21 protein-coding genes are annotated in these 22,042 nt (G+C 36.1%); 12 read left to right on the plus strand and 9 right to left on the minus strand.

All coding sequences use genetic code 11. The features are described 5' to 3' along the window. The first annotated feature begins 926 nt into the window (after positions 1-926). The 3 genes from H4J66_RS02720 (at position 927) to H4J66_RS02730 (ending at position 3,507) form a co-directional block, all read left to right on the plus strand. On the plus strand, positions 927-2,051 hold the full coding sequence (locus H4J66_RS02720; RefSeq protein WP_182170222.1) for a hypothetical protein: 1,125 nt from the start codon (positions 927-929) through the stop codon (positions 2,049-2,051). Positions 2,052-2,155: 104 nt separating this feature from the next. Beyond that, entirely contained in the window at positions 2,156-2,929 is a 774-nt protein-coding gene (locus tag H4J66_RS02725) for a hypothetical protein (RefSeq protein WP_182170225.1), read from the plus strand. Between the two features lie 35 nt (positions 2,930-2,964). Continuing rightward, complete coding sequence (locus H4J66_RS02730; protein WP_182170227.1) at positions 2,965-3,507, plus strand: hypothetical protein; 543 nt, start codon at positions 2,965-2,967, stop codon at positions 3,505-3,507. Between the two features lie 384 nt (positions 3,508-3,891). Here the strand turns inward: H4J66_RS02730 and H4J66_RS02735 are convergent, their stop codons facing one another. Further along, entirely contained in the window at positions 3,892-5,481 is a 1,590-nt protein-coding gene (locus H4J66_RS02735; RefSeq protein ID WP_182170230.1) for an ATP-binding protein, read from the minus strand. Between the two features lie 52 nt (positions 5,482-5,533). Next, on the minus strand, positions 5,534-6,091 hold the full coding sequence (locus H4J66_RS02740) for a carboxymuconolactone decarboxylase family protein (protein WP_182170233.1): 558 nt from the start codon (positions 6,089-6,091) through the stop codon (positions 5,534-5,536). A gap of 424 nt (positions 6,092-6,515) precedes the next feature. Here H4J66_RS02740 and H4J66_RS02745 point away from each other — a divergent pair, with 424 nt between their 5' ends. Together H4J66_RS02745 and H4J66_RS02750 are read left to right on the plus strand one after the other, a co-directional pair. Beyond that, complete coding sequence (locus H4J66_RS02745; RefSeq protein ID WP_182170236.1) at positions 6,516-6,851, plus strand: hypothetical protein; 336 nt, start codon at positions 6,516-6,518, stop codon at positions 6,849-6,851. 552 nt (positions 6,852-7,403) lie between these two features. Beyond that, a complete protein-coding gene (locus H4J66_RS02750; RefSeq protein WP_182170239.1) occupies positions 7,404-9,038 on the plus strand; it encodes a M28 family metallopeptidase in 1,635 nt (544 codons plus the stop codon). 94 nt (positions 9,039-9,132) lie between these two features. Here H4J66_RS02750 and H4J66_RS02755 read toward each other — a convergent pair whose 3' ends face one another. After that, entirely contained in the window at positions 9,133-10,023 is an 891-nt protein-coding gene (locus H4J66_RS02755; RefSeq protein ID WP_182170242.1) for a dienelactone hydrolase family protein, read from the minus strand. Between the two features lie 368 nt (positions 10,024-10,391). On the opposite strand from H4J66_RS02755, the gene H4J66_RS02760 reads away from it, so the two are divergent. After that, a complete protein-coding gene (locus H4J66_RS02760) occupies positions 10,392-10,889 on the plus strand; it encodes a fasciclin domain-containing protein (protein WP_182170245.1) in 498 nt (165 codons plus the stop codon). A 212-nt stretch (positions 10,890-11,101) separates the two neighbouring features. Further along, the gene (locus H4J66_RS02765; RefSeq protein WP_182170248.1) at positions 11,102-12,181 is read left to right on the plus strand and encodes a site-2 protease family protein; all 1,080 of its coding nucleotides are present in this window, start codon (positions 11,102-11,104) and stop codon (positions 12,179-12,181) included. An 84-nt stretch (positions 12,182-12,265) separates the two neighbouring features. On the opposite strand, the gene H4J66_RS02770 is transcribed toward H4J66_RS02765, so the two are convergent. From H4J66_RS02770 to H4J66_RS02780, 3 genes are all read right to left on the minus strand, one after another. Further along, positions 12,266-12,901: an HPP family protein gene (locus tag H4J66_RS02770; RefSeq protein ID WP_182170251.1), complete on the minus strand. Its 636-nt coding sequence runs from the start codon at positions 12,899-12,901 to the stop codon at positions 12,266-12,268. A 239-nt stretch (positions 12,902-13,140) separates the two neighbouring features. Continuing rightward, positions 13,141-13,467, minus strand: a complete 327-nt coding sequence (locus H4J66_RS02775; protein WP_182170254.1) for a hypothetical protein — start codon at positions 13,465-13,467, stop codon at positions 13,141-13,143. A gap of 496 nt (positions 13,468-13,963) precedes the next feature. After that, a complete protein-coding gene (locus tag H4J66_RS02780) occupies positions 13,964-14,914 on the minus strand; it encodes a LysR family transcriptional regulator (RefSeq protein WP_182170257.1) in 951 nt (316 codons plus the stop codon). Between the two features lie 159 nt (positions 14,915-15,073). Here H4J66_RS02780 and purE point away from each other — a divergent pair, with 159 nt between their 5' ends. The 5 genes from purE (at position 15,074) to H4J66_RS02805 (ending at position 19,603) form a co-directional block, all read left to right on the plus strand. Then, complete coding sequence (gene purE / locus H4J66_RS02785) at positions 15,074-15,553, plus strand: 5-(carboxyamino)imidazole ribonucleotide mutase (RefSeq protein WP_182170260.1); 480 nt, start codon at positions 15,074-15,076, stop codon at positions 15,551-15,553. Continuing rightward, on the plus strand, positions 15,553-16,665 hold the full coding sequence (locus H4J66_RS02790; RefSeq protein WP_182170262.1) for a 5-(carboxyamino)imidazole ribonucleotide synthase: 1,113 nt from the start codon (positions 15,553-15,555) through the stop codon (positions 16,663-16,665). Before purE ends, H4J66_RS02790 begins: the two co-directional genes overlap by 1 nt. Positions 16,666-16,784: 119 nt before the next feature. Further along, on the plus strand, positions 16,785-18,407 hold the full coding sequence (locus tag H4J66_RS02795; protein ID WP_220463184.1) for a SulP family inorganic anion transporter: 1,623 nt from the start codon (positions 16,785-16,787) through the stop codon (positions 18,405-18,407). A gap of 180 nt (positions 18,408-18,587) precedes the next feature. Then, a complete protein-coding gene (locus H4J66_RS02800) occupies positions 18,588-19,025 on the plus strand; it encodes a SirB2 family protein (RefSeq protein ID WP_259369042.1) in 438 nt (145 codons plus the stop codon). A 107-nt stretch (positions 19,026-19,132) separates the two neighbouring features. Next, positions 19,133-19,603, plus strand: a complete 471-nt coding sequence (locus H4J66_RS02805; RefSeq protein ID WP_182170271.1) for a phosphate-starvation-inducible PsiE family protein — start codon at positions 19,133-19,135, stop codon at positions 19,601-19,603. A 380-nt stretch (positions 19,604-19,983) separates the two neighbouring features. Here the strand turns inward: H4J66_RS02805 and yghU are convergent, their stop codons facing one another. The 3 genes from yghU to H4J66_RS20715 form a co-directional block, all read right to left on the minus strand. Further along, positions 19,984-20,856 (minus strand): glutathione-dependent disulfide-bond oxidoreductase, encoded by an 873-nt coding sequence (gene yghU, locus H4J66_RS02810; protein ID WP_182170274.1) that lies wholly within the window; start codon positions 20,854-20,856, stop codon positions 19,984-19,986. Positions 20,857-21,010: 154 nt separating this feature from the next. Then, a complete protein-coding gene (locus tag H4J66_RS02815) occupies positions 21,011-21,805 on the minus strand; it encodes an ABC transporter substrate-binding protein (RefSeq protein WP_182170277.1) in 795 nt (264 codons plus the stop codon). Positions 21,806-21,881: 76 nt separating this feature from the next. Then, entirely contained in the window at positions 21,882-22,037 is a 156-nt protein-coding gene (locus H4J66_RS20715) for a hypothetical protein (RefSeq protein ID WP_182170355.1), read from the minus strand. Positions 22,038-22,042: the final 5 nt, after the last annotated feature.

A 22,042-nucleotide genomic window follows, 5' to 3' on the forward strand; every position in this document is an offset into this window, starting at 1 on the left:
TTTTCAGTATAAATTCTCAAATGCTAATGTCTTCAGTGCGGCATTAGTTTGCGTTAAGAGGCGAAACACCAACAGGAGCTATGAGCTTAAAGCTGTCTGACAAACGAGCTATAAATTTCGGTTAGTATTACCCTAAATATCATCATGACTTTTGGCGTAAATGTTTCAAATAATTTAACTCAGTTTAGCTACAGCCCAGAAAATCCTACTCAAGAATTCTCATATACAGAAATTATATTAATCTGTGACTGCGCATAATGTTTGAGACTACAAATCACTAAATGATATTTGTTACTCAGTATGTCACGTATTGAAATTAAAGGATTTTAGGTAATATTCACTTATGCCACAAAGGGGGCATTTCATTTTTTTGCTGAAAAGTTGATTCAGATTAGAAATATTATATTATTATTTAGAAAAATGGCTCATCAAGTAATGATGATTGGCAAACCTAAAAATCATAACCATATCGTCTAACTATCTGCTCAATTAATTCATAGAACCATTTTGGAGCATTTGTTGAGATATACACCTTATGAATGAGCTTTTCTATATCAATGTTTATATTGATTCCAGATTCTGTATTACCCTTTGATTTTATCAACCCTCTTAGAATTATATTTCTTAGATGAATATTTAGACTTTTTTTAAATAAGTTGAAATAAATTAAATGACTGGGTTAGCGTTTGCGTAATTTATATTTTTTACCTATGATTATTTGCGAACACGGAAAGTTAACACTGACATGCTTTAGGAACCCTCCTTTTTTAGTGTTTATATGGTATAAGGATATCCCCCTTCATAATTAAAACATTTGGGTATCGCTTAGAGGTTGCCTCCGGAAATCGTGATTGAGTAATGAGGGTTAATTGTAGAAAATTAACCCACATGCCTTTCACTCTCTAAACTTTATTTAAGGTATAAATATGACTGCCACATCAACCCCAGAAATTAAAGCAACAGAAATTCAACCGCCTCCTAAGAACCCACATAATATTGAAGCAACAAAATATTATGTATTCAATCAGACAGGCAACATTATGATGTCTAGTACCATTGATTCGAATACGCCTATTTCAGAAGAGGTTCAAAAGATATTTGCAGAAGTATCAGTATTTTTCGCTGGTATGTCTCGTGCTATGTCAACGACATTAAACCCTATAACAGGAAAACCCTATTCACTTTATAATTATGCAGCTTTAAAAAGTGTGATAAAAGGGTCAGGATTATTTGTTCATGTTACAGAAGAGGATGTAACACATACCAGTAAAAGCGGTGGCGCGACATTCAGTAAAGAGCTTATTGAATCATTGCTTGGTTTAGCAACCGGTACTGGCGCATTAGGTTTTGCAACTTCAATGATCCACTCGATTGGTAAAGAAGGCTTAACTATTTCAGCAAGCAATGACCATACTGACAATAAAGTGTGTAACATAGTATTTGTATGCGAATATTTACTTGGAATGCCTTCTGTAAGCGCAATCGTTGTTTATGCTGACATGACTAAAAACGAAACGTCTTTTCAAGTAGGACCTTGTATAAAAGGACATTCAGAAAGCATTAAATTAGAGTTGCATAAAGATACTTATATGTTTGTCACGCCAACCTTCATTCATGAATATGCTGGTGATTTAGATTCTATTAATTCAGATGCAAAATATCTACAGATGATAAGTTGGTTGGAAGGTCTTCTGCTGAGAACCCCTACAATATTTAATTTAGCTGACAAAGGTAATAGTTACGCGACAATTGAGTCTGGGCAAGAATTAACACCGAGTCATCCTTATGTATTACAAGGCCAATTTTTACCTATAGCTGTTGCAAGTACAGGTGCTGGCCAAGAAGAAATTACAGTCGAACTTAAATGGGCTGATCCAAATGCAACAGCAACATTCACAGCTCCTGATTTCACTGAAGATCAAATTATATTCACAGTTGCAGGTGGTCCCCAAGAAGCTGAGTCAGCAATCCTTGTCGTTGTGAAAAAGGGGACGGGTGAGCCTAAAACCGTAGCAGTATCAAGTGGTGCATACAAGGTTGGAGCCAGCTAATTATCGTAACTTATAGCTTAGCTTTTGTAATGAGTAATTCAGAGGCTAAGCAGTCTAAGCGTATAATTTTTAAATAACCATTAGTGGGGCATTAAATCAACGGCATGCTAGCTCATCAACAAGGCTTGTGGATAATTGTAATCTTTGTAGTGCTAATTATTATTGTCAATACCACATTTATTCTAATCAAAAGAAAGATAAATAAAATCACCGGCAAGAGTAATGTTGTTGATGTGAAATGCTATGTTGTCTTAAACGAAACAGGTAATATTATTATTAAAACTAATCAAGATCCCTCTGAGAAACTACCTGACAATTTGATAAGAATATTCATGGAAGCAGTATCATGCCTGTGCATGATGACTAAAACTATTTCAACAACCATAGATCCAAATACGGGTAAATTCTTTTCAATTTATGAACATTCAGCTCTCGAACAGTTGCTGCAAAATCATCCACTTTTTTTACTTCTATCTAAGGAGTCTTGCGCATACAAAATCAAACACGAACAAGATTTTGCTGATAAACCTTCTAATGACCACTTAGGCTGCAATACTCCCCCTGACGTTAAGCGAAAAATCAGATCAATATATTCCAATATGTATATGGCATCAAAGCGTATTAAAAAGGAAGAAGGCCAAAGCGGGAACTCTCGATTAGGACACTTAACCCTATGTTGTGAAAGTCTTTTAGGTATTCCTTCTATTTCGGTGGTAATGATACATGTCAGTCGTACAGAATGTGAAAAAATCCCTTTAAAACAGAATAAGAATTGGTGGGACGTTTCTAGTGAAGTTGTTGAATTTAGAAAAGACACCTACCTTTTTAATAGTCCATCGTTATTTCTAGATTATGACAATTCTTTTCCAAGCAATTAACGATACATTAAGCGTAACTTTATAAGGAAATATTTATGCATATTACATCAAAGCAAATAATGGGTTGGACTCAAGATTTAATTATTAGTTCTCAATGCGAACGCTACAATAAACTTATAGCTGCATGTTTAACAAAAGGAGGCGCGGAATGTTGGGTACAAGTTGAACTTGACGCAAAGTATAAAACACTACCAGATGAGCCGACTGTTCAAAGAGAGCAAGCCATATATACAGATAAGAACCTATCAGTCGACTTTCTTATTTCAAATGTTGATGGAAGTATGTGTGTTGAATTAAAGGTTGAGTCTTTGTTCCAGAGTGCTGGAGATGGTCATGTGACGATTCCTCATGGAGGGTATAAAAAAGTAGAAAAAGATGTTGAAAAGCTCCGTGACAAAAGAAGTGAAGAATATAGATATATTGATGCCTGTGTTGTCGCCTTAGTCTGGTCGACACAATTAAGAGGTGCAATGGGTGAGTGGCTGATGGAATCAGGTTTGCATTATGAAGTAGAGGAAATTAAAGCAATTAACGACGGAGAGGAATACATTGTAAGCGTATATGTAATTGAGATTTGATGCATGTAGTCTGATCTGATTGTATATACCTTCATGTTAATCTCGTTATTGAAAGTAATAATAACTCTAACGGATCCTCTAATTAAATTGTACCGTCCCGTTACACATATGTGGATCGTCAAACATAATGAGAAATGCGTCACACGATGAGAAAATTTAACATTTAAGTTACACTAGATAGACATTTTGTAACTCGCCAACGATCCAATAAGGTCAGCTCAGATACGATAGCGGACCATTTGGATTTTAATACAGGAGCCGTTCAGTAAGCATTGCTGACACTATCTAAAAACTTTTTGTTTTATATTACTTATCTCATTCTATCAAATCGACGTCACTAATATTAAACTTTGGATGATGATTTTAATTAGAGGGGGATTTCAATTAAATATTTACTAATTCGCCATTTCGTTGATAACGAGTAGACAACGCTCTTTCTAGTTCTGTTATTAAAAGCGGTTTTGGAATAAAGTCATCCATGCCTACTGCGGCACAATCCTCTCTATCCTTCTTTAGTACATTAGCCGTCATGGCAACTATAATGGGGCGCTTTTGTCCGTAACGTTTGACGATTTCTTTTGCAGCAGTCAGCCCGTCCATTTCTGGCATTTGTAAATCCATAAAAATAATGCTGTATTTGTCACTATTTAACGCTTCTAATGCTTCAAGACCATTAGCGGCAACTTTACATTCAAAACCTAATTTAGATAACATCATTTTTATGATGGTCTGATTTATACGTATATCTTCAACAACAAGTATTTTATGATTAAGGTTGATAGCATCAGATAATTCACCTTTAGCGCTTTTTTTAACATAGGCTTCTTGAATATTCTGAATGGTTTTTAAGGGAAAAGATAAGTGGAATACAGTGCCTTTTTTTTCTTCGCTTTCGACTCTAATGTTGCCACCCAATGCTTTGGCAAGGTTAGCTGAAATAGCAAGTCCTAGACCTGTGCCTCCAAACCTCCTACTCATTGAATTATTGGCTTGAGTAAATGGTTGAAATAGATTTTTCTGATCGAGTCTACTAATACCAATCCCCGTATCTTTTACAATTATATTAACTTGATAGAGAGAGAGACCTTTTTTTTCACATTTCACAGCAATATTAACTTCACCTACTTCAGTGAATTTAATGGCGTTATTTAATAGGTTAATTATTATTTGTTTTATTCTTGCTATATCACCGCTAAGTATTATGGGTGTATCGCCATCAAAAAAAGTGGTTATTCTAAGTCTTTTAAGGTCAGCCGCAGCAGAAGATAGTTTAACCACCTCTTCTAAAGACTGAATAAGGTTAAAATCAACTTCATCTAACTCCAGATTACCGGTTTCTAAATTACTATAATCTAATATGTCATTGAGTATTCTTAATAATTCGTCGCTGCAATTCGTTACTGTACCAAGCATTTCTGATTGTTGGTTATTGAGCTGCGTATCTTTTAGTAACTGTACGACTCCCAAAATACCATTCATTGGTGTTCTTATTTCATGAGAGATAGTGGCCAAAAACATAGACTTTAGCTTATTGGATTCTTCTAAAATTTCTTTTTCATTGTGTAATTGTCTATTTTTAAATTCGTTATTCTTGGTTTCCAATAGTTTTTTGACGGATGCACAAAATAGCTCTAACACAATTGAACTTTGGGAAGAAAAACGTTCAGAACGTTGTAAAAAGAGTATCAATTTAGAGCTTTTACTGTCTTTATATAACACACTGTAAAATAGGTGATAGTTGTTTTCAGATAACGAAATTGGCATGTTTTTAATATAGTCTAAAATCGGTAGTTGGTTTAACGATTCGAAATCATGGTTTGTATCCTCGTTATTTAAAACGAGTTCAAGGTGACATTTTTTTGACTTTTCAAGGATAATACATAGATCAAAATTGATAATCCACATCAATTTATCGACAGACTGACTTATTATTTTACTGACATCTATAGAAGGATTGATACTATCTTCTGCCATTGTATTTGTTAATTCAATTAAAGACGCTAATTGGTATGTATCAATTAGGTTCTTAGGCATTATTAAGCAAACTCACAACTTTTTGGTCAACATCAATCATAATACCTTGCGCTAGTGTATTTGAATAATTGACCAAACTAACGAGAGCCATCAATTCAAATATTTGGCTTTTTGTCAGACCAGAGTCGAGTAAAATATGATGGTCTGCTTCAACAATTGATTCTGGATTAATAGCCATTTTTTTAGAAAAAGCAATGGATAGCTTAACCCTTTTGGGGTTTAAGTTAGTTGCCTTTTCTAATACTTTTTGAATGTCCCCTTCATTTACATTAAGAAGCTTACACATCGCTGTATGAATATCAGTGCAATAGCTGCAGTTTTTTTCATTTGATACCGCAACAAAAACTAGTTCCTTTAATGGCCGAGGTAATTCACCTTTCACTAAAATGTTTTTTAGGGCATGCCACGTTACTTCTAATACAACAGCGTTGTAGTTGCCAAGTACTTTAAAATAATCAACAAGACCTTCGTTGCCTAAATACTCAAATATATCATCATAAATCTCTTTAACTGACTCAGAAGCGTCTTCATATTCCAATAAACAATACATTTCTTGACCCTAATTAAAAAGTTACACTAATTGTAGTCCATTACTTTGATCTGATCCAATTGTTATGGATAGCTTGGTATTGTTGTTCTTAAGTCTATTAATAGCGCTCAGTTGACCTAAAGAGTAGCCAATAACTTACTTCCGCTTTTGGCTAAGAGAAGCATTCTTCTCTTACATACGCATAATGTCTGCTATATATAAATTTTAGTGTTTTAAACCATACTTATAGTCCCTTCAAGAAAAGGAGTACTATTATGTATAACAGCAAATCAACTTCACAAAAACCTGTTGGAATAAAGGCAAGCTAGTTTATGGCAAGTTTATAAGAAGCTATTAGACGGACATTGCTGAGAAGTTTACATAAGAAGTTTTAGCTTTATTATGCTTACTCTTTAATTACGCAGTTATTTTAAGGAAAAGTAAAATGAACAAATGGATTGGTGTAATATTAATAAGTTTTGTATTTATACATTTTGATTGTAAATCAAAAGAGGTACAAAAATTTTATTTTGGGGCATCAATAGTCATAGTTGGCTATGCTGATGCAGATATTACTCCTTATAAAGTAGGTGCAGGTTACAATTTTGATAAAAATTTCTCTATCGAAGTAAATTCTTTTAAATTTGGGGAGAAAGACCTATTTTTCGCTTCAGAAGAGTTTACGGGAGACGGATACTCTATTGAAATGCTCGCTAAATATCCTTTTGGTGATCTTTCTTTATATGGGAAATTAGGGGTTTTGCGGTGGTCAGAAGAATGAATGAAAAATGACTCTCCTATGGAGGAAAATAACTTAATTCACATAAAAGATATAGGAACTGATTTAATCTGTGGTTTAGGTTTTAGTTATAATATTACGGAAAATTTTTCTTTAAAAATTGAATACCTAAAAAGTAACATCAATAAACATGCAGTAACCCTTTTTCTATTGGATTCGATATTATTTTCTGATAAAAAATAAAAAGACATTCAAGCATGACAAATAGCAATTGGCTATTAATGGAGTGTTATTAATACTAATCCAAATTCAGTTTTATCGCATTAGTGCTAATGTCTCAAAAGTGGCAAAAATGATCATTAGAAGCCAATTTCATTTAGTTATTGGTAATCTCAAACATTATGCGTTTTCACACAAGATCATCATTTTAATATTATTCATATGATGACCTTGCTTATATTATGCGTCTATTTACTGACTTAATACTCTATTAACTAGTTAACTCTTTGCTAACTATAACTTTTAACTAAGTCTATCAAACGCTGCCAATACTCGTTTATAATCCAAGTGTCATTCTTAATAAAAGTATAAAAAATGAAAAATAAAATAGCTTTAACCTTATTTACTTTAGCGCTGGTAAGTGGCTGTGGCAAAGAAAGTAATGTTTCAAAAAATACCGAAGTAGATGTTGTGGCGAGTTATCAAAGCATTAACAAAGAACAACTTATTGAGCATATTAAAGTACTTGCTTCAGATGAGTTTGAAGGGCGCGCACCGTCAAGTAAAGGTGAAGCGCTTACGCTTGATTACTTAACTAAACAATTAACGGCAATAGGTTTTAAGCCAGGCAATGGTAATAGTTTCCTGCAAGCTGTACCTATGGTGTCAATTGAGGCATCACCAGACATGACATTGTCAATTGGTGATAAAGATTATCAATACGGAACGGATATGGTAATGGGCTCTGCTCGCATAAGTAACCTTGAACAACTTAAAGACTCAGAATTAGTCTTTGTTGGTTACGGTATTAACGCGCCAGAATACAACTGGAATGATTACCAAGATTTGGATGTTAAAGGTAAAACTGTTGTTATTTTAGTTAATGATCCGGGTTTTGCAACTCAAGACGCTAAACTTTTCAACGGTAATGCGATGACCTATTACGGGCGCTGGACCTATAAATATGAAGAAGCCAGCCGACAAGGTGCTGAAGGTGCGATCATCATTCATGAAACCGCTCCCGCATCATATGATTGGTCGGTAGTAGAACACTCGTGGTCTGGTCCTCAATTTGGCTTTGTGCGTGAAGACAAAAATAAAGACCGTGTTGCGGTTGAAGGTTGGATAAATAGCGAGGTTGCCAAAGAATTATTTACTCAAGCCGGTGTCAACTTCGAACAGGCTAAAGTTGCGGCTGCCAAGGGAAGTTATCATCTTGATATGGGCGACTTAACTGTTTCTGTTACTGTAAATAACATTGTGAAAGAATCTGTATCTTATAACTTTATCGCCACTTTACCTGGAAGCGTTAAGCCTGATGAGCATATTTTATATACCGCACATTGGGATCATTTAGGCAAAGATACCAGCTTAATTGGCGACCAAATTTATAATGGCGCTGTCGATAACGCATCGGGTACTGGGGCACTTATTGAAGTCGCTGAAGCCTTTGCTAAATTGCCTGTTGCACCAGCGCGTTCCATTACCATCATGGCAGTAACTGCAGAAGAACAAGGGTTGTTAGGTTCTAAGTTTTATGCGGCTAATCCTATTATTCCAGCGGCTAAGACAGTTGCAAATATTAATATGGATGCTTTAGGGGTGAATGGTCGCAGTAGCGATGTCTCTGTCTATGGATTAGGGCAGTCAGAACTTGATAACTTTCTTAGTGATGCAGCGAAGAAGCAAAACCGCACCATCGCCGGGGATCCTCGTCCTGCTGCGGGTATCTATTACCGCTCTGATCACTTTGCCTTTGCAAATGTCGGCATTCCAGCGTTATATGCTAAAACGGGAGAAACTGCCGTTGATGAAGCGACTAAAATGTTGCGAACCAAGTTAAAGGAAAGTCTTGGTAAGTGTTATCACAACCCTTGTGATGAATATAATGATACATGGGATCTTTCTGGCGCTGAAGAAGATATGCAAGCATTTTTTGACATTGGTTATCAGCTTTCTAAAGAAAATGTTTGGCCACAATGGAGTAAAACATCAGAGTTTAAACGCTAAACGCTAAACGCTGAATATAGCTAAGCGAGTACAAGTCTGCTTTATTGATGACTTTGCTCGCTTAACTCGTTAATAAAGTGTTTTTAGATGATTTTTATACCAGTCTTTCGGTAAAAAAGGCTAGGGTGCGATGCCAGGCAAGCTCGGCATTTTCTTTATCATAACGGCTGGTCGAGTCATTATGAAAGCCATGTTTGGCATTTTTATAGATCTGCATTTGATAGGGAGCTTGAACAATTTTTAAGTCACTTTCATAGTCAGGCCAAGAATTATTAACCCTTTCATCGAGTTCAGCCAATTGAATCAGTAACGATGCCTTAATATTTTTACGCAATTCTTTTTTGGCTGGTGTGCCATAAAAAGGTACGCCAGCAATAATCAAATCAGACTCCACTGCGGCTAAGTAATTGACTATGTAACCACCAAAACAAAAGCCAACAGCACCAAGTTTTCCATTACTTCTGTGATGTTTTTTGATGAATTTTGCTGCTGCAACAAAGTCATGCTGTATTTTTTCAGCATCCATCGACTTTTGCATAGATCTGCCTTCATCATCATTACCTGGATATCCTCCTAAAGGGAACAATGCATCTGGAGCAAAGGCAAGATACCCCGCTTTAGCTAAACGTCGAGCAACATCTTTTACGTAGGGATTTAAGCCTCTGTTTTCATGAATAACTAAAACAACAGGCAAGGTTCCTGCTTTGTTGGTTGGTGTTACTAAGTAGCCGACACCTTTACCGTAACCTTCGGGTGAATCAAAAGTTTCATAGGTAGCTTTTATTTCATCATCATTAAAAGAAACTTGTTCGGCTAGGGCATAATTTGGAAGCAATGCTGATGTTAGCACTGTCATTGAGTATCCCACTGCAACTAAAGTCACTAACTTTGCCATAAAGCTTCTGCGATCCATACCGCCATGAGCGTATTCGTCGTACCAGTCAAATGCTTTTTGAGGGATATCACTAGCTGATTTTTTTGACATTTATTTATCTCACTTATTATTTTAAATAACCTAACCGTTCATAAACAATTTATAAAATATATTTATTTAAGTATTTTCGCAAATTTATTAAGATAATTTAGTCCTGATCACTCAGACGTTATCCTGAACTTCGACAATAAAATTTTATAGTTTTTTTGCCATAGTTCATTGGTGAGCTTAGGCTATTACTAAAGAATAAGGTGACAGTATACTTGTAGCATAAGGGATGATTTTTTTAGTAGATAGGGTGGGTGTGACTATATTTTATCCATTTTTATTATAAATATGTTAATTAAACTGATCTTAGTTGTTTAACCGTACGTAAATAATGGTCGAAACTAAATATTATCTATTAAATAGGAATTAACATGTTAAATAAATTTATTACAACAGGTTTACTTGTAGTTGCCAGCTTAGCTTTTATGCCGACTTCTCATGCTGAACATCATGGTATGAAAAAAGACATTGTTGATGTAGCTGCGGCAAATGGTTCTTTTAATACCCTTGTTGCTGCCGTTAAAGCCGGTGGACTTGTCGATACACTCAAAGGCAAAGGGCCTTTTACTGTATTTGCACCAACTGATGAAGCTTTTGCAAAGTTGCCTGCAGGCACAGTAGAAATGCTATTAAAGCCAGAAAATAAAGATAAATTGGTATCTATTTTAACTTATCACGTCGTTGCTGGAAAAGTGATGTCTACCGATGTTGTTAAAGTAGACAGTGCTAGTACAGTACAAGGTCAAATGTTGATGGTGAAAGTAGACGGCGGCAATGTAATGATAAATAATGCGAAAGTAATTATGGCTGACGTTAAAGCAAGTAACGGTGTCATACATGTCATTGATACAGTCTTAATGCCTAAGTAAAAGTTATTATAAAGTATTGCTTTAACTGCTGATACTTAATGAATTGTTTACTATAAAGCCAGCTTTAGCTGGCTTTTTCTATCGCGGTGCGAATAAAAAAATTTTCACCCAATTATCTGTTTGCTGATAAATCAATAATAGTGGCAATAAACCTTGCTGCACCTCCAAATATAGTGATAATCGGGCAAGGTTCTATTTACTGAGTTTATAAAGTGCAACTATTAGCAGTAACGTGTTTGAACAAAACACTACGATTAGAAGGTTCAATGGCGGGATGGCAACAACTTTTTTGGGACGACCAGTGTGTCTCACAAATTGACGCTGTCGATGGCAACGATACCTTTACACATCAATTCTCTCTACAAAGTGAGCAAGGTGAATTACATATAGAACTTAAAGGCACACTGCATTGGCAGCCTTTTGTGCTTAAATACCAGCTTTTTATTGATAATAAACTTCAACAAGAAGATACCCTCATTGAAAAAGATATAGAACAACGCCAAGTTAGCAAAGCTACCAAGCAACCGATGAAATTTAGTTTCATTGGCATGGCTGGACTTGGCTTGAAATTGTTAAAAAGTGCCAAAGTCATCAAAGTGCTATTTGCTGCTGGTAGTTTGGCCGCATATAGTTGGTTATTTTCTATTGAATTTGCCATAGCACTTATTCTTTGTCTCGTCTTTCATGAATATGGACATATTAAGGCGATGAAATACTTTGGATTGAAAACCAAAGGTATTTACCTTATTCCTTTTGTCGGAGGCTTAGCATTGAGCGACGATAAAATTAATACCCGCTGGCAAGATGTTGTTATTTCGATAATGGGCCCTTTCTTTGGCCTAATACTCTCTATTGCTTGCTTGGTAGCTTACTGGCTAACTGATTTAGAAATACTGGCAGGTTTAGCGGTCTTTAACGCCTTACTTAATCTATTTAATTTGTTGCCGGTATTACCCTTAGATGGTGGACACATACTCAAGAGTATTGCCTTTTCAATTAATACCCGCGTTGGTTTAGTTGCTTGTGTATTAGGTGCAGCATTAGGTGTTTATATTAGTTATCACTCTGGTTTAGCGCTATTAGGTTTTTTACTTGCTATTGGTAGTATAGAAATTTTCTTTGAATATAAACGTCGACATTTGAGTGACCTATTACCTCTAAACCGTTATGCTCAAATTGTCTCAGTATTATGGTATGTCATTACATTAGGCGGACTAAGTGGCATTATTTGGTTTGTTGGTCAAACAGGCAACAGTGCGTTGTCATTACCGCTGAAAATACTGGGAAGTTAATTTAACAGCTCGACAATTACCCCGCTATTATTGCGTTAAGGGCAAACGGTCATCTTTTTAAAGCACTTTATTATCCTTTCTTCGTTAACACCACAATGATAACGGAGGATCGATAGCGACTGCTTTTATAATATCGGTACGCGAAATAATACCCACTACTTTGCCATTGTTTTCTAAAATAGGAATTGTATGCAAACGATTTTTTACTTGTAGCACCGCAATCCGTCGGATGTCTGTAACCGGTTCTGCGGTATAAATTTTAGAATGCTCATTGAGAAATAAATCAGCGACACTTTTTGATTTTGCACTTTTATCAACATCAGTGCCATGCTTTAAAAGATATTCGTACAGTTGTTGTCTAGATAAGCTACCCATAAGTTGTTGTTGGCTATTTACAATTGGAAATTCTTGATATGCCTGCTCGGTGAATATCTTAATTACCGTCGTTAAAGTGTCACTGGCTGATATTACGGCAACAGGGTAAGTCATAATTTGATAAGCGTGACATATTAACTCTTTTGTCTCAGTTTTACTGATAGCATCTTTATAAGCATTAATAGCTTTTGGCGGCGGCGAGTAACCTTTTTTTAGCGAAGGTGAGAATTCATCCAGCTCCTGAAAACTTCGTGTTTGCTCAGTCAATTGTGTTTTTTGAACATGATAAAGCTCTTCCAGTGGGCCTGAAAAGCTTCGTCCATTTGGTGTGTATATTGCGAACATGATTACCTCCTTTTACAAAATGTGCTTATTGAATGACCCATGTGCCAATATAATTATTGTCATTTAAGTTTCGAGCGTTATGGTGTTCACTAACCCAGTTATTAAATAAACGAGTAAATAAGTTGCGTTATTTACTCGATATTTTATTGGTAAGGGGTGAACACAGCGGATAGCATTGTTAGTTAACCATTAATTCAATACGCTCTAGTTCGACCCTTTTAGAGAGTTCAATATCACTTTTAGGAGACGAAGTTGGATAATTTTTTTTGCTGGCTTTTTACCTTTTTTAAAAAACTTGCTCTTGCTCTTGATAGGGCAATATTCACCGCTGACATTACAGAGCTTTGATTATCAGTAACAACAATATCAGGCATACCTTTACTGTAAATAACCACTCTACAGTGCTTATCTTTACCACCTTTGGGGCCGTTAATATCATCAATGGTCACTTTTATTACTTGAACACGATCATAAAATTTATTAAACATGTGACGTGCTTTATCTCGGATGTGCGATAAGTTTTCTGACGAAAGTTCAATTTTCAGATCGGTAATTGTTAATTCCATAAGTGCCTCGTTTAATTTTAAAAATGATTATTTACTATGACTCAGCGCCAAAGTGTTAACAACGATGTTATCGCTTAGACAACATCGTTGTTAACTGCTTAGCTGAGTTATTTATAACTAACTATTTACTGTAATTAAAGCCGATTGTAATTGTTTTGTTATCAACTAAAAGTTGATAACCTTTTTTTTAAGTAGTATGAATTACTGATAAGGCGCTAGGGAGTAAAGGGATATTTTGGCTCAATTTAACCATGCTGTTCAGTGGTACTTTTAGACGACAGTAAGCTAAAGTATAGTGAAAGGAGTGATTATTATTACTAAGTACTACATGCACTTAGTGTTCAATGACCTCTATTTTCTAATAATACGGCGAATACGCTATTTTATCAAAGGGTGAAATACCTGGCTGTTCAACCGGTATCAACCTTATGAAAACATTGATTTAATTGGCCCATCGTTTAACCCACTTTACTCAGTAGGCTAACTTAGCAGTGATTTAGCGAGATAAAATATCGTTTGATATCATTTCTTTTTGTAATAATGAACGGCCATTAGTTTCAATATGAGCAAGAAATTCAGCCGCTAATAGGGTTTGACGTTTTGATTTAGACCAAACAAAAAACCAATGAGCATTTATTGGCAGTTCCTTTATTGGTAAACGCACTAGCCCACTTTGTCCACCATACATCAAGGTATGCGCTGATAATATTGAGATGCCAAGCTTTGACATCACCAGATGTTTAATTGCCTCATTACTTTCAATGGTCATTTTCACATTTAGCTTAGTGTTATGATGCTTTAAAAACTCCTCTATGGCATACCTTGTACCAGAACCTTTTTCACGCATAATGAAAGGTTCCTTGCTTAAATCTTGTAAAGTGAGGTTATTCTTTTTAGCGATGGGGTGGTCTTGGTGTGCTATGGCTACCAGCGGATTGGTTAAAAATTCAATCGACTCAGTTTCAATATCAGATGGCGGATGACTAAACACATAGAAGTCGTCAATACCTTGCTTTAGGCGATCAATTGTTTGTTGTCGATTACCAATATTTAACTGTATATCTATATCTGGATATTTTTCTAAAAAAGGTCCCAACAAATGGGGAATAAAATATTTAGAAGTGGTGACAACAGCCAACCTTAAGGTGCCAGACTTAAAACCTTTAATATTGCCTATCGCCATATCAAGTCGTGAAAAACTATCAAGTACCTCTACCGCGGTTTTCACTAACTCTAGGCCTATATCCGTAAATAATATCTGTCTATTGGTATAGTTATATAGTGGAGCTCCCATTGCTTCTGCAAGCTTTTTCATTTGTATTGATACCGTTGGTTGCGTTAGAAAAAGCGCTTTTGACGCTTCTTTAATACTACCTTTATCATGAACAGACAATAATATTTCCAGCTGCCTGATTGTGCCAACATGAGCATGAAGCCTTGATTTCATAATTACACCCCATAAATAGATTTTTATCTATTTATAGTATAAGTAATATCAATTTTTATCTATTTATCTTTTTTGTCATAATATTATCAGAATATTTAATTAGCTGATTGATGCTTAACTTAAGCCAGCGCTTAACCATTAAAAATAAGGCCATTTACAATGAAAAAAATTAAAGTTGCGATTATCATGGGATCACAGTCAGATTGGCCAGTGATGAAAAATGCGGTTACAGTTCTTGAAGCACTGGGCATAGAGTATAAAGCTATGGTTGTTTCAGCCCATCGTACCCCGAAACGTTTATATGACTTTGCCGAGAATGCCGATAAAGAGTACAGCGTGATTATAGCTGGTGCTGGTGGCGCCGCACATTTACCCGGTATGGCTGCCGCATTAACTTGGTTACCTGTTATTGGTGTGCCGGTAATGAGCAAAGCACTCAAAGGAATGGACAGTCTATTATCTATCGTACAAATGCCTAAAGGCGTTGCAGTTGCCACCCAAGGTATTGGCGAAGCAGGCGCATTTAATGCGGGGTTAATGGCCTCACAAATCCTTGCCATTAATGATACGGTACTGCAAGGCAAGCTACAAATATGGCGTTCACAGCAAAGTGAAAGTGTCTCATGGGAGGTAGAATAATGCGCATAGCCATTGTAGGTTGTGGACAACTTTCTCGTATGTTGGCACTTGCAGGACTGCCACTAGGGATAAAATTCAGCTTTATTAATGATAATCTCCAGCAAGTAACTGATTGTGTTGACGGTTTAGGTCGAGTGGTTACACTGACTAAAAATTGGCAGGAAGAGCCAAATATTCATAAGCTCTATAACCTCCTTGGAAAGCCTGATGTAATTACCGTAGAAAAAGAACAAGTAGATATAGAATTGCTTAAAGCTCTGCAAGCATATTGTGATGTTTTGCCAAACATTGAAGCAATTTCTGCCTGTCAGCATCGTTATCGAGAAAAGCAATTATTAGAAAAATTATCAATACCGACTTCACCCTTTGCTTATTCGTTGCCAGCTAGTGAAGCATTGAAAGTCATACAGCTACCTATGGTGGTTAAATCTTGTAGTGATGGCTACGATGGTAAAAATCAATGGGTTCTAAAAACCTTGTCAGATATTGAAGACTTTGACCGTTTAAACATCGAAGATTATATTATTGAAGCTTGGATAAAGTTCGAACGCGAAATATCTCTCGTCTCGGTTCGTTCAAAAAATGGCAATGTCGAACACTATGCTTTAACAGAGAATACCCATAAAAATGGTATTTTGCTGCAATCTATTGCACCCGCTGTAGATGAAAATAATACGCTAGCACTTAAAGCTCAAACGTATATGGAAAGCGTATTAAATGCCCTCGACTATATTGGTGTTCTGGCGATGGAGTGCTTTGTCGTTGATGGTGAATTAATGATCAATGAATTAGCACCTCGTGTTCACAATAGTGGACATTGGACACAAGCAGGGAGTATAACCTGCCAATTTGAAAATCATATAAGAGCGGTTGCTGGCTTAGTGCTAGGTAGCACAGCGTCGCTTGGCACAGCGGGTATGATTAATTTAATCGGTAATGAAAAACCACCCATGACTTCGCTTTCAGCTTTATCAACATTGCATTGGTACAACAAATCAGTAAAACCACAACGAAAATTGGGTCATGTTAATTTTTTCGATAAAGACCGAGTAAGTCTTGTTCAACAAATGGATGATTTTGAATGCGCTCTCAAGTTGAATGATATTCGTTAGGTTATATGTTTTTTTTGTTTACGGGTCAGATAAAAGGTTATCTGGCCTGATCATCTTTTTTAGTAAGGATTTGCGCTGTGTTTGGAAATCGTTTTAAAGAGTTCAATCTCAAAGGAGATATGTTTGGTGGTGTAACTACCGCAATTATTTCTTTGCCTTTAGCGCTCGCTTTTGGTGTTGCGTCAGGAGCTGGCGCTGAAGCTGGGCTTTGGGGCGCGATAATGGTTGGCTTTTTTGCTGCATTGTTTGGTGGTTCATCTAGTCTGATATCAGAGCCTACCGGTCCAATGACCGTTATTATGACCGCCATATTAACCAGCATGATGGCAAAGTATCCAGAAACAGGCATGGCAATTTCATTTACTATTGTAATGATGGCCGGTGCATTTCAGATGTTGCTTGGCACACTAAAGCTCGGAAAATATATTACGCTAATGCCTTATAGTGTGATTTCTGGCTTTATGTCAGGCATAGGTGTTATTTTAATTATCTTGCAGTTAGCTCCGTTGTTAGGGCATCAGACACCTTCTGGTGGCGTTACGGGAAGCTTATCAGCACTGCCTAATATACTCGCAAATATTAAGTTCAGTGAATTATTTTTAGGAGCACTGACTTTAGGTATTTTATTTTACTTACCCAAGCATTACCGCAAGTATGTTCCAGCTCAACTGGTTGCATTAGTTGTTGTTACTGTACTTTCTTTAATTTTTTTCAACAGCGATGACATCCGCAGAATTGGTGAGATACCGGCAGGTTTACCTTCTTTAGTCATTCCTCATTTCAACGTCGACATCTTTACTACTATGGTAATAGATGCTTTGGTTCTGGGCACACTTGGCTGCATTGATACTTTATTAACTGCTGTGATTGGTGATTCACTAACACGAAAAGAACATGATCCCGACAAGGAGTTACGCGGACAAGGTATCGCTAATATGATCTCTGGCTTTTTCGGTGCTTTACCGGGCGCTGGCGCAACTATGGGTACCGTGACTAATATTCAAGTGGGTGCACGCTCACCTGTGTCAGGTATCATTCGCGCCTTGGTACTTGCATTCGTGGTGTTAGTGGCTGCTGGTCTAACTGAGCCTATCCCCATGGCTGTGTTAGCGGGGATTGCCGTTTATGTAGGTTTTAATATTCTTGACTGGAGCTTTATTCAACGTGCTCATAAAGTCAGTGTTCAAGGCATGGCCATTATGTATGGTGTTATGTTATTAACTATTTTTGTTGATTTAATTGTCGCTGTAGGTCTTGGTGTCTTCATTTCTAATATCATTGTTATTGAGCGTTTAAGTCGAGAGCAAGCCAGAAAGGTTAAAGCAATTAGTGATGCTGATGGCAATGATGTGCCATTAACTGTGCTTGAACGAGGCTTACTCGATAAAGCGAATGGTAAGGTGTTATTTTTTTACTTATCAGGGCCGATGATTTTTAGTGTATCAAAAGCTATTTCTCGTCAGCATACCAGTGTTGCAGATTTTGAGGTCATGATCCTCGATTTAACGGATGTCCCTATGATTGATGAAACGGTAGGTCTTGCGCTAGAAAACGCAGTAAAAGATGCTCAAGATGGTCAATGTGAAGTTTTTTTATTGTGCCCAAATAAGCAAACACATCAACAGCTCGAAAAGTGTAATGTATTGGATTTAGTCGCCAATGATAATATCTATTCATTGCGCTATGAAGCTTTAGAAGCCTCGCTAACTTATCTAGAAAAAAAGCACAGTAAGCTTGACTAAATGCTTGCATGACACAAAAACTTATCAACAGAGAAACTTGTGCAATGAATATGCTCAGCTTATCTTGGCTAAACTTGTTAAAATAATATAAAAGATAGCAGTTGCTTAGGTAAATAAACGATATACTGACAGCCTAAGTATAAAATACATAATGAATTTCTAGGGAATAACCACATGTACATGATAATTAAGCATCTACACATAACCATAATTACACTTACTTTTGTTCTTTTTCTCATTAACTTTGTGTTAATGATGAAAGGGTCTGAAAAAGCTAACAACAAACTGTTAAAAATTGGACCACATATTTTATATACGTTATTTGTTGTTACTTTTATTTATTTGGTGATCGTTAACCCGCTTAATTTGTATCCTTTCGTTAATGGTTGGGCATCATCTAAACTTGCGGGTTTTGTTATCTATGTCCTCTCTATTACGTTGGCGCTTAAGTGGGCTAAGACTAATTTGTGGCGTATTGCTGGCTTAATTAGTGCCATATTTTGGCTAGCTATGACGGCGCGACTTGGTTTTGCTGATCATATTAAAACCAAGGGAATGAATGAAGATGTTAACGCTTATATTGACCTTGGGCAGGCTATGATAGCGAATATTTGCTAGTTTCGAGCCGTATTTTTAATATTGATATTTTCTATGATCATAACGTTATGGCTTTATGAACATAGATATATCGATATATTTACTCTGCTTTTCATATAGGAAGATCCATGAGACACGAAGAATTACCTGAAAATCATTCAGACCCATTGTTAAAGGTACTGCATCGCTCGATTCGATTTGCGATAAGAATACTGGCCTTGTTAATGGTATTAGTGATCTATTGGAGTATCGCTGATGTGGTTTATGTACTCTATTTGAAACTATCGATGCCGCCTTATTTTCTTTTAGATATTGATGATATTTTACAAACTTTTGGCGCTTTTATGGTGGTGTTAATCGCGGTTGAAATCTTTATCAATATTCGTTTGTACCTTGGCTCAAACGTTATCCCGGTAGAATTGGTTGTTGCCACAGCATTGATGGCAGTTGCCCGTAAAGTTATTGTGTTAGATCTTAAACTTGTTTCTGCAGATCAAATTGTTGGTCTTGCTTTGGTGACTATTTCTCTTGGAGTAACGTACTGGTTAATAAAAAAGAAAAGTACGCAGGCTAACGAGATCATTAAGCCAGAATCATAATTTATTGACTTCTTATATATAATTTTGAGTTGCAGTGTCCGTTTACCCCAATGAAAACATTAATTTTAATGTTAAATTTAACGTTTTCTTATGCGGTTTATCTGCTTGTTAGTATAAGTTATTAAGGCTAAACTCAGCGTATAAGTTAGCCTTAATACTTCGATAAATACGAATTAAACACCTAGTATATTCGAATCTACATTAAATAAATCCGATAATAAATCAAGACTCCTGCTAAGGAATAAGCAGAGAGTCATGATATTTTTGTCTTTTAACTTTTTTCCCCTGTTACTGCCAAAGGTGGTCATGGCTCATTAGTCAATGAGCCTGCGGGTAAAAAATTTTGGCAGCACAATTATTAGGCTAAAGACCCGAGTTGATTATTGAGAATCGACTAGCTTGTCTTGAGTTTTAAGTTCAAAATCACTGGCATCATGGCGTTCATGTAATTGTTCTTCTAACTCTCCCCAAGTACGATTGACCATTAAACCACGCTTAACAGCTGCTCGATTGCCAACTTCTTCTGTCCATCGCAATAAGTTTTTATAGGATTGCGTTTGTAAAAACTCTGCAGCTTCATAGACTTTATTTTGTACTAATGCTCCATACCATGGCCATATAGCGATATCTGCAATAGTGTATTGCTCGCCACACATATATTTATTATTGGCTAAATGACGGTCGAGTACATCGAGTTGTCGTTTAACTTCCATAGTGAAACGTTCTATTGGATATTCAAATTTTTCGGGTGCGTAAGCAAAAAAATGACCAAACCCACCGCCTAAATAAGGGCCACTACCCACTTGCCAAAATAGCCATGATAAGCATTGTGCTTTAAGTAACGGCTCTTTGGGTATGAAGGCAGCAAACTTCTCAGCCAAATGCAGGAGTATCGCGCCAGATTCAAAAATTGGCAGTTTATTATCGCCACTATTATCAACTAAAGCCGGTATTTTAGAGTTGGGATTGATATCAACAAAGCCTGAGCTAAATTGATCGCCTGCCATTATATCAATCAAGTGCGCATCGTATTCGGCTTCAGCTATATTTAACGCTAATAGCTCTTCTAATAAAATGGTAATTTTGACACCGTTAGGGGTAGCCAGCGAGTATAGCTGGAAAGGGTGCTTACCTACGGGCAAGTCGCCTTGATGCGTTTCTCCTGCAATAGGGCGATTAATACTGGCAAATTTACCACCAGACTCTTTATTCCATTCCCATATCTTTGGTGGTACATAGGTATCTGTAGACATTGTAGACTCCGTAATTATGATTGAGACTATCATTGAATGATAGTGGGATTTTTAACTAAGTAATAGCAAATTATAAACGAATAATATTAGTTTAATCTGCTGAAAATAATGGTGTTAGTAAGTAAAACCCGCAAGCGCCGTTGATTAAGCTCTATTATTTAAAACTCAACTGATACTTATTGAGTAATTCTTGATAGTAAGGAGACGCCTTTAACTGCTCAGTGAGTTGGCCAAGTGTTGCTTTAATTGCTAGCGAGTCTTTTCTCTTCTTGGTTAGCGCCATATATACAGGAGTCATTGATATATGTGGCTCTATCGCCTTAACCTGGGCGCCAACCTTTTCTTTTAAAATTAATTGATTAAACACTAATGGGTTACTGATTAACATGTCTATTTGTTTGCCGAGCAACAGTTTTAAAAGTACTTCTTCTGTTAATGCGGGCAATTTATTTAGGTAGCTGACACCATCAAAATATTCGCCGTAGGAATATTCTCTAATAGTGCCGACAGAGTTGGGTGTTAGTTGTTTTAATTTTCCATCAAACTCAAAATTATTATCTTTTAAAGTGAATAATTGATTAATTTCATTAGCATAAGAAGGCTCAATAAAATGATACATTTGTTCGCGCTTCGGTGTTTTAAATAAGGTCAGTATTAAATCGATCCTGCCTTCTGCAACCAAGTGAACCGCCCTTGGCAAAGGGAGAATAATAAACTCAAAATCATAGTTTGAATGCGCTTCAATATAATTAAGTATTTCAACCGAAAAACCTTTTATTTCACCATTTTCTGGATAGTAAAATGGGTAGTAACCAATATTTTCCATAGCTACTGTTAGAATTATTTTGTCCTTCTCTAATAACGAAAAATCTGGCTTTGCGCTCCATTGTGCTAATGCACTTAATGAGTAAAGGAAAAGTAAAGGTATTATTTTTATAAATTTAATCATTATAAATAGTATAAAGCTTTATTTTTATTTATCTAGCAACTATTTATAGTCAAGTTAATGTGAGTAAAGCGCATTATTAGTTCTTAACGTTTACACCAGTAAATTTTTGATCTTTAATGACTAAGTCTGTTGTTGACTCATCTTTATCAATAAAAGTTAAGCCGTTTAAATGGTCTAAATTCTGTTGAAAAAACTGGCCAATAAAACCGGTTAGTTCTTTTTGTTGTTCAATACCTT

This window comes from Colwellia sp. MB3u-55, from assembly GCF_014076785.1.
Lineage (GTDB): Bacteria > Pseudomonadota > Gammaproteobacteria > Enterobacterales > Alteromonadaceae > Colwellia_A.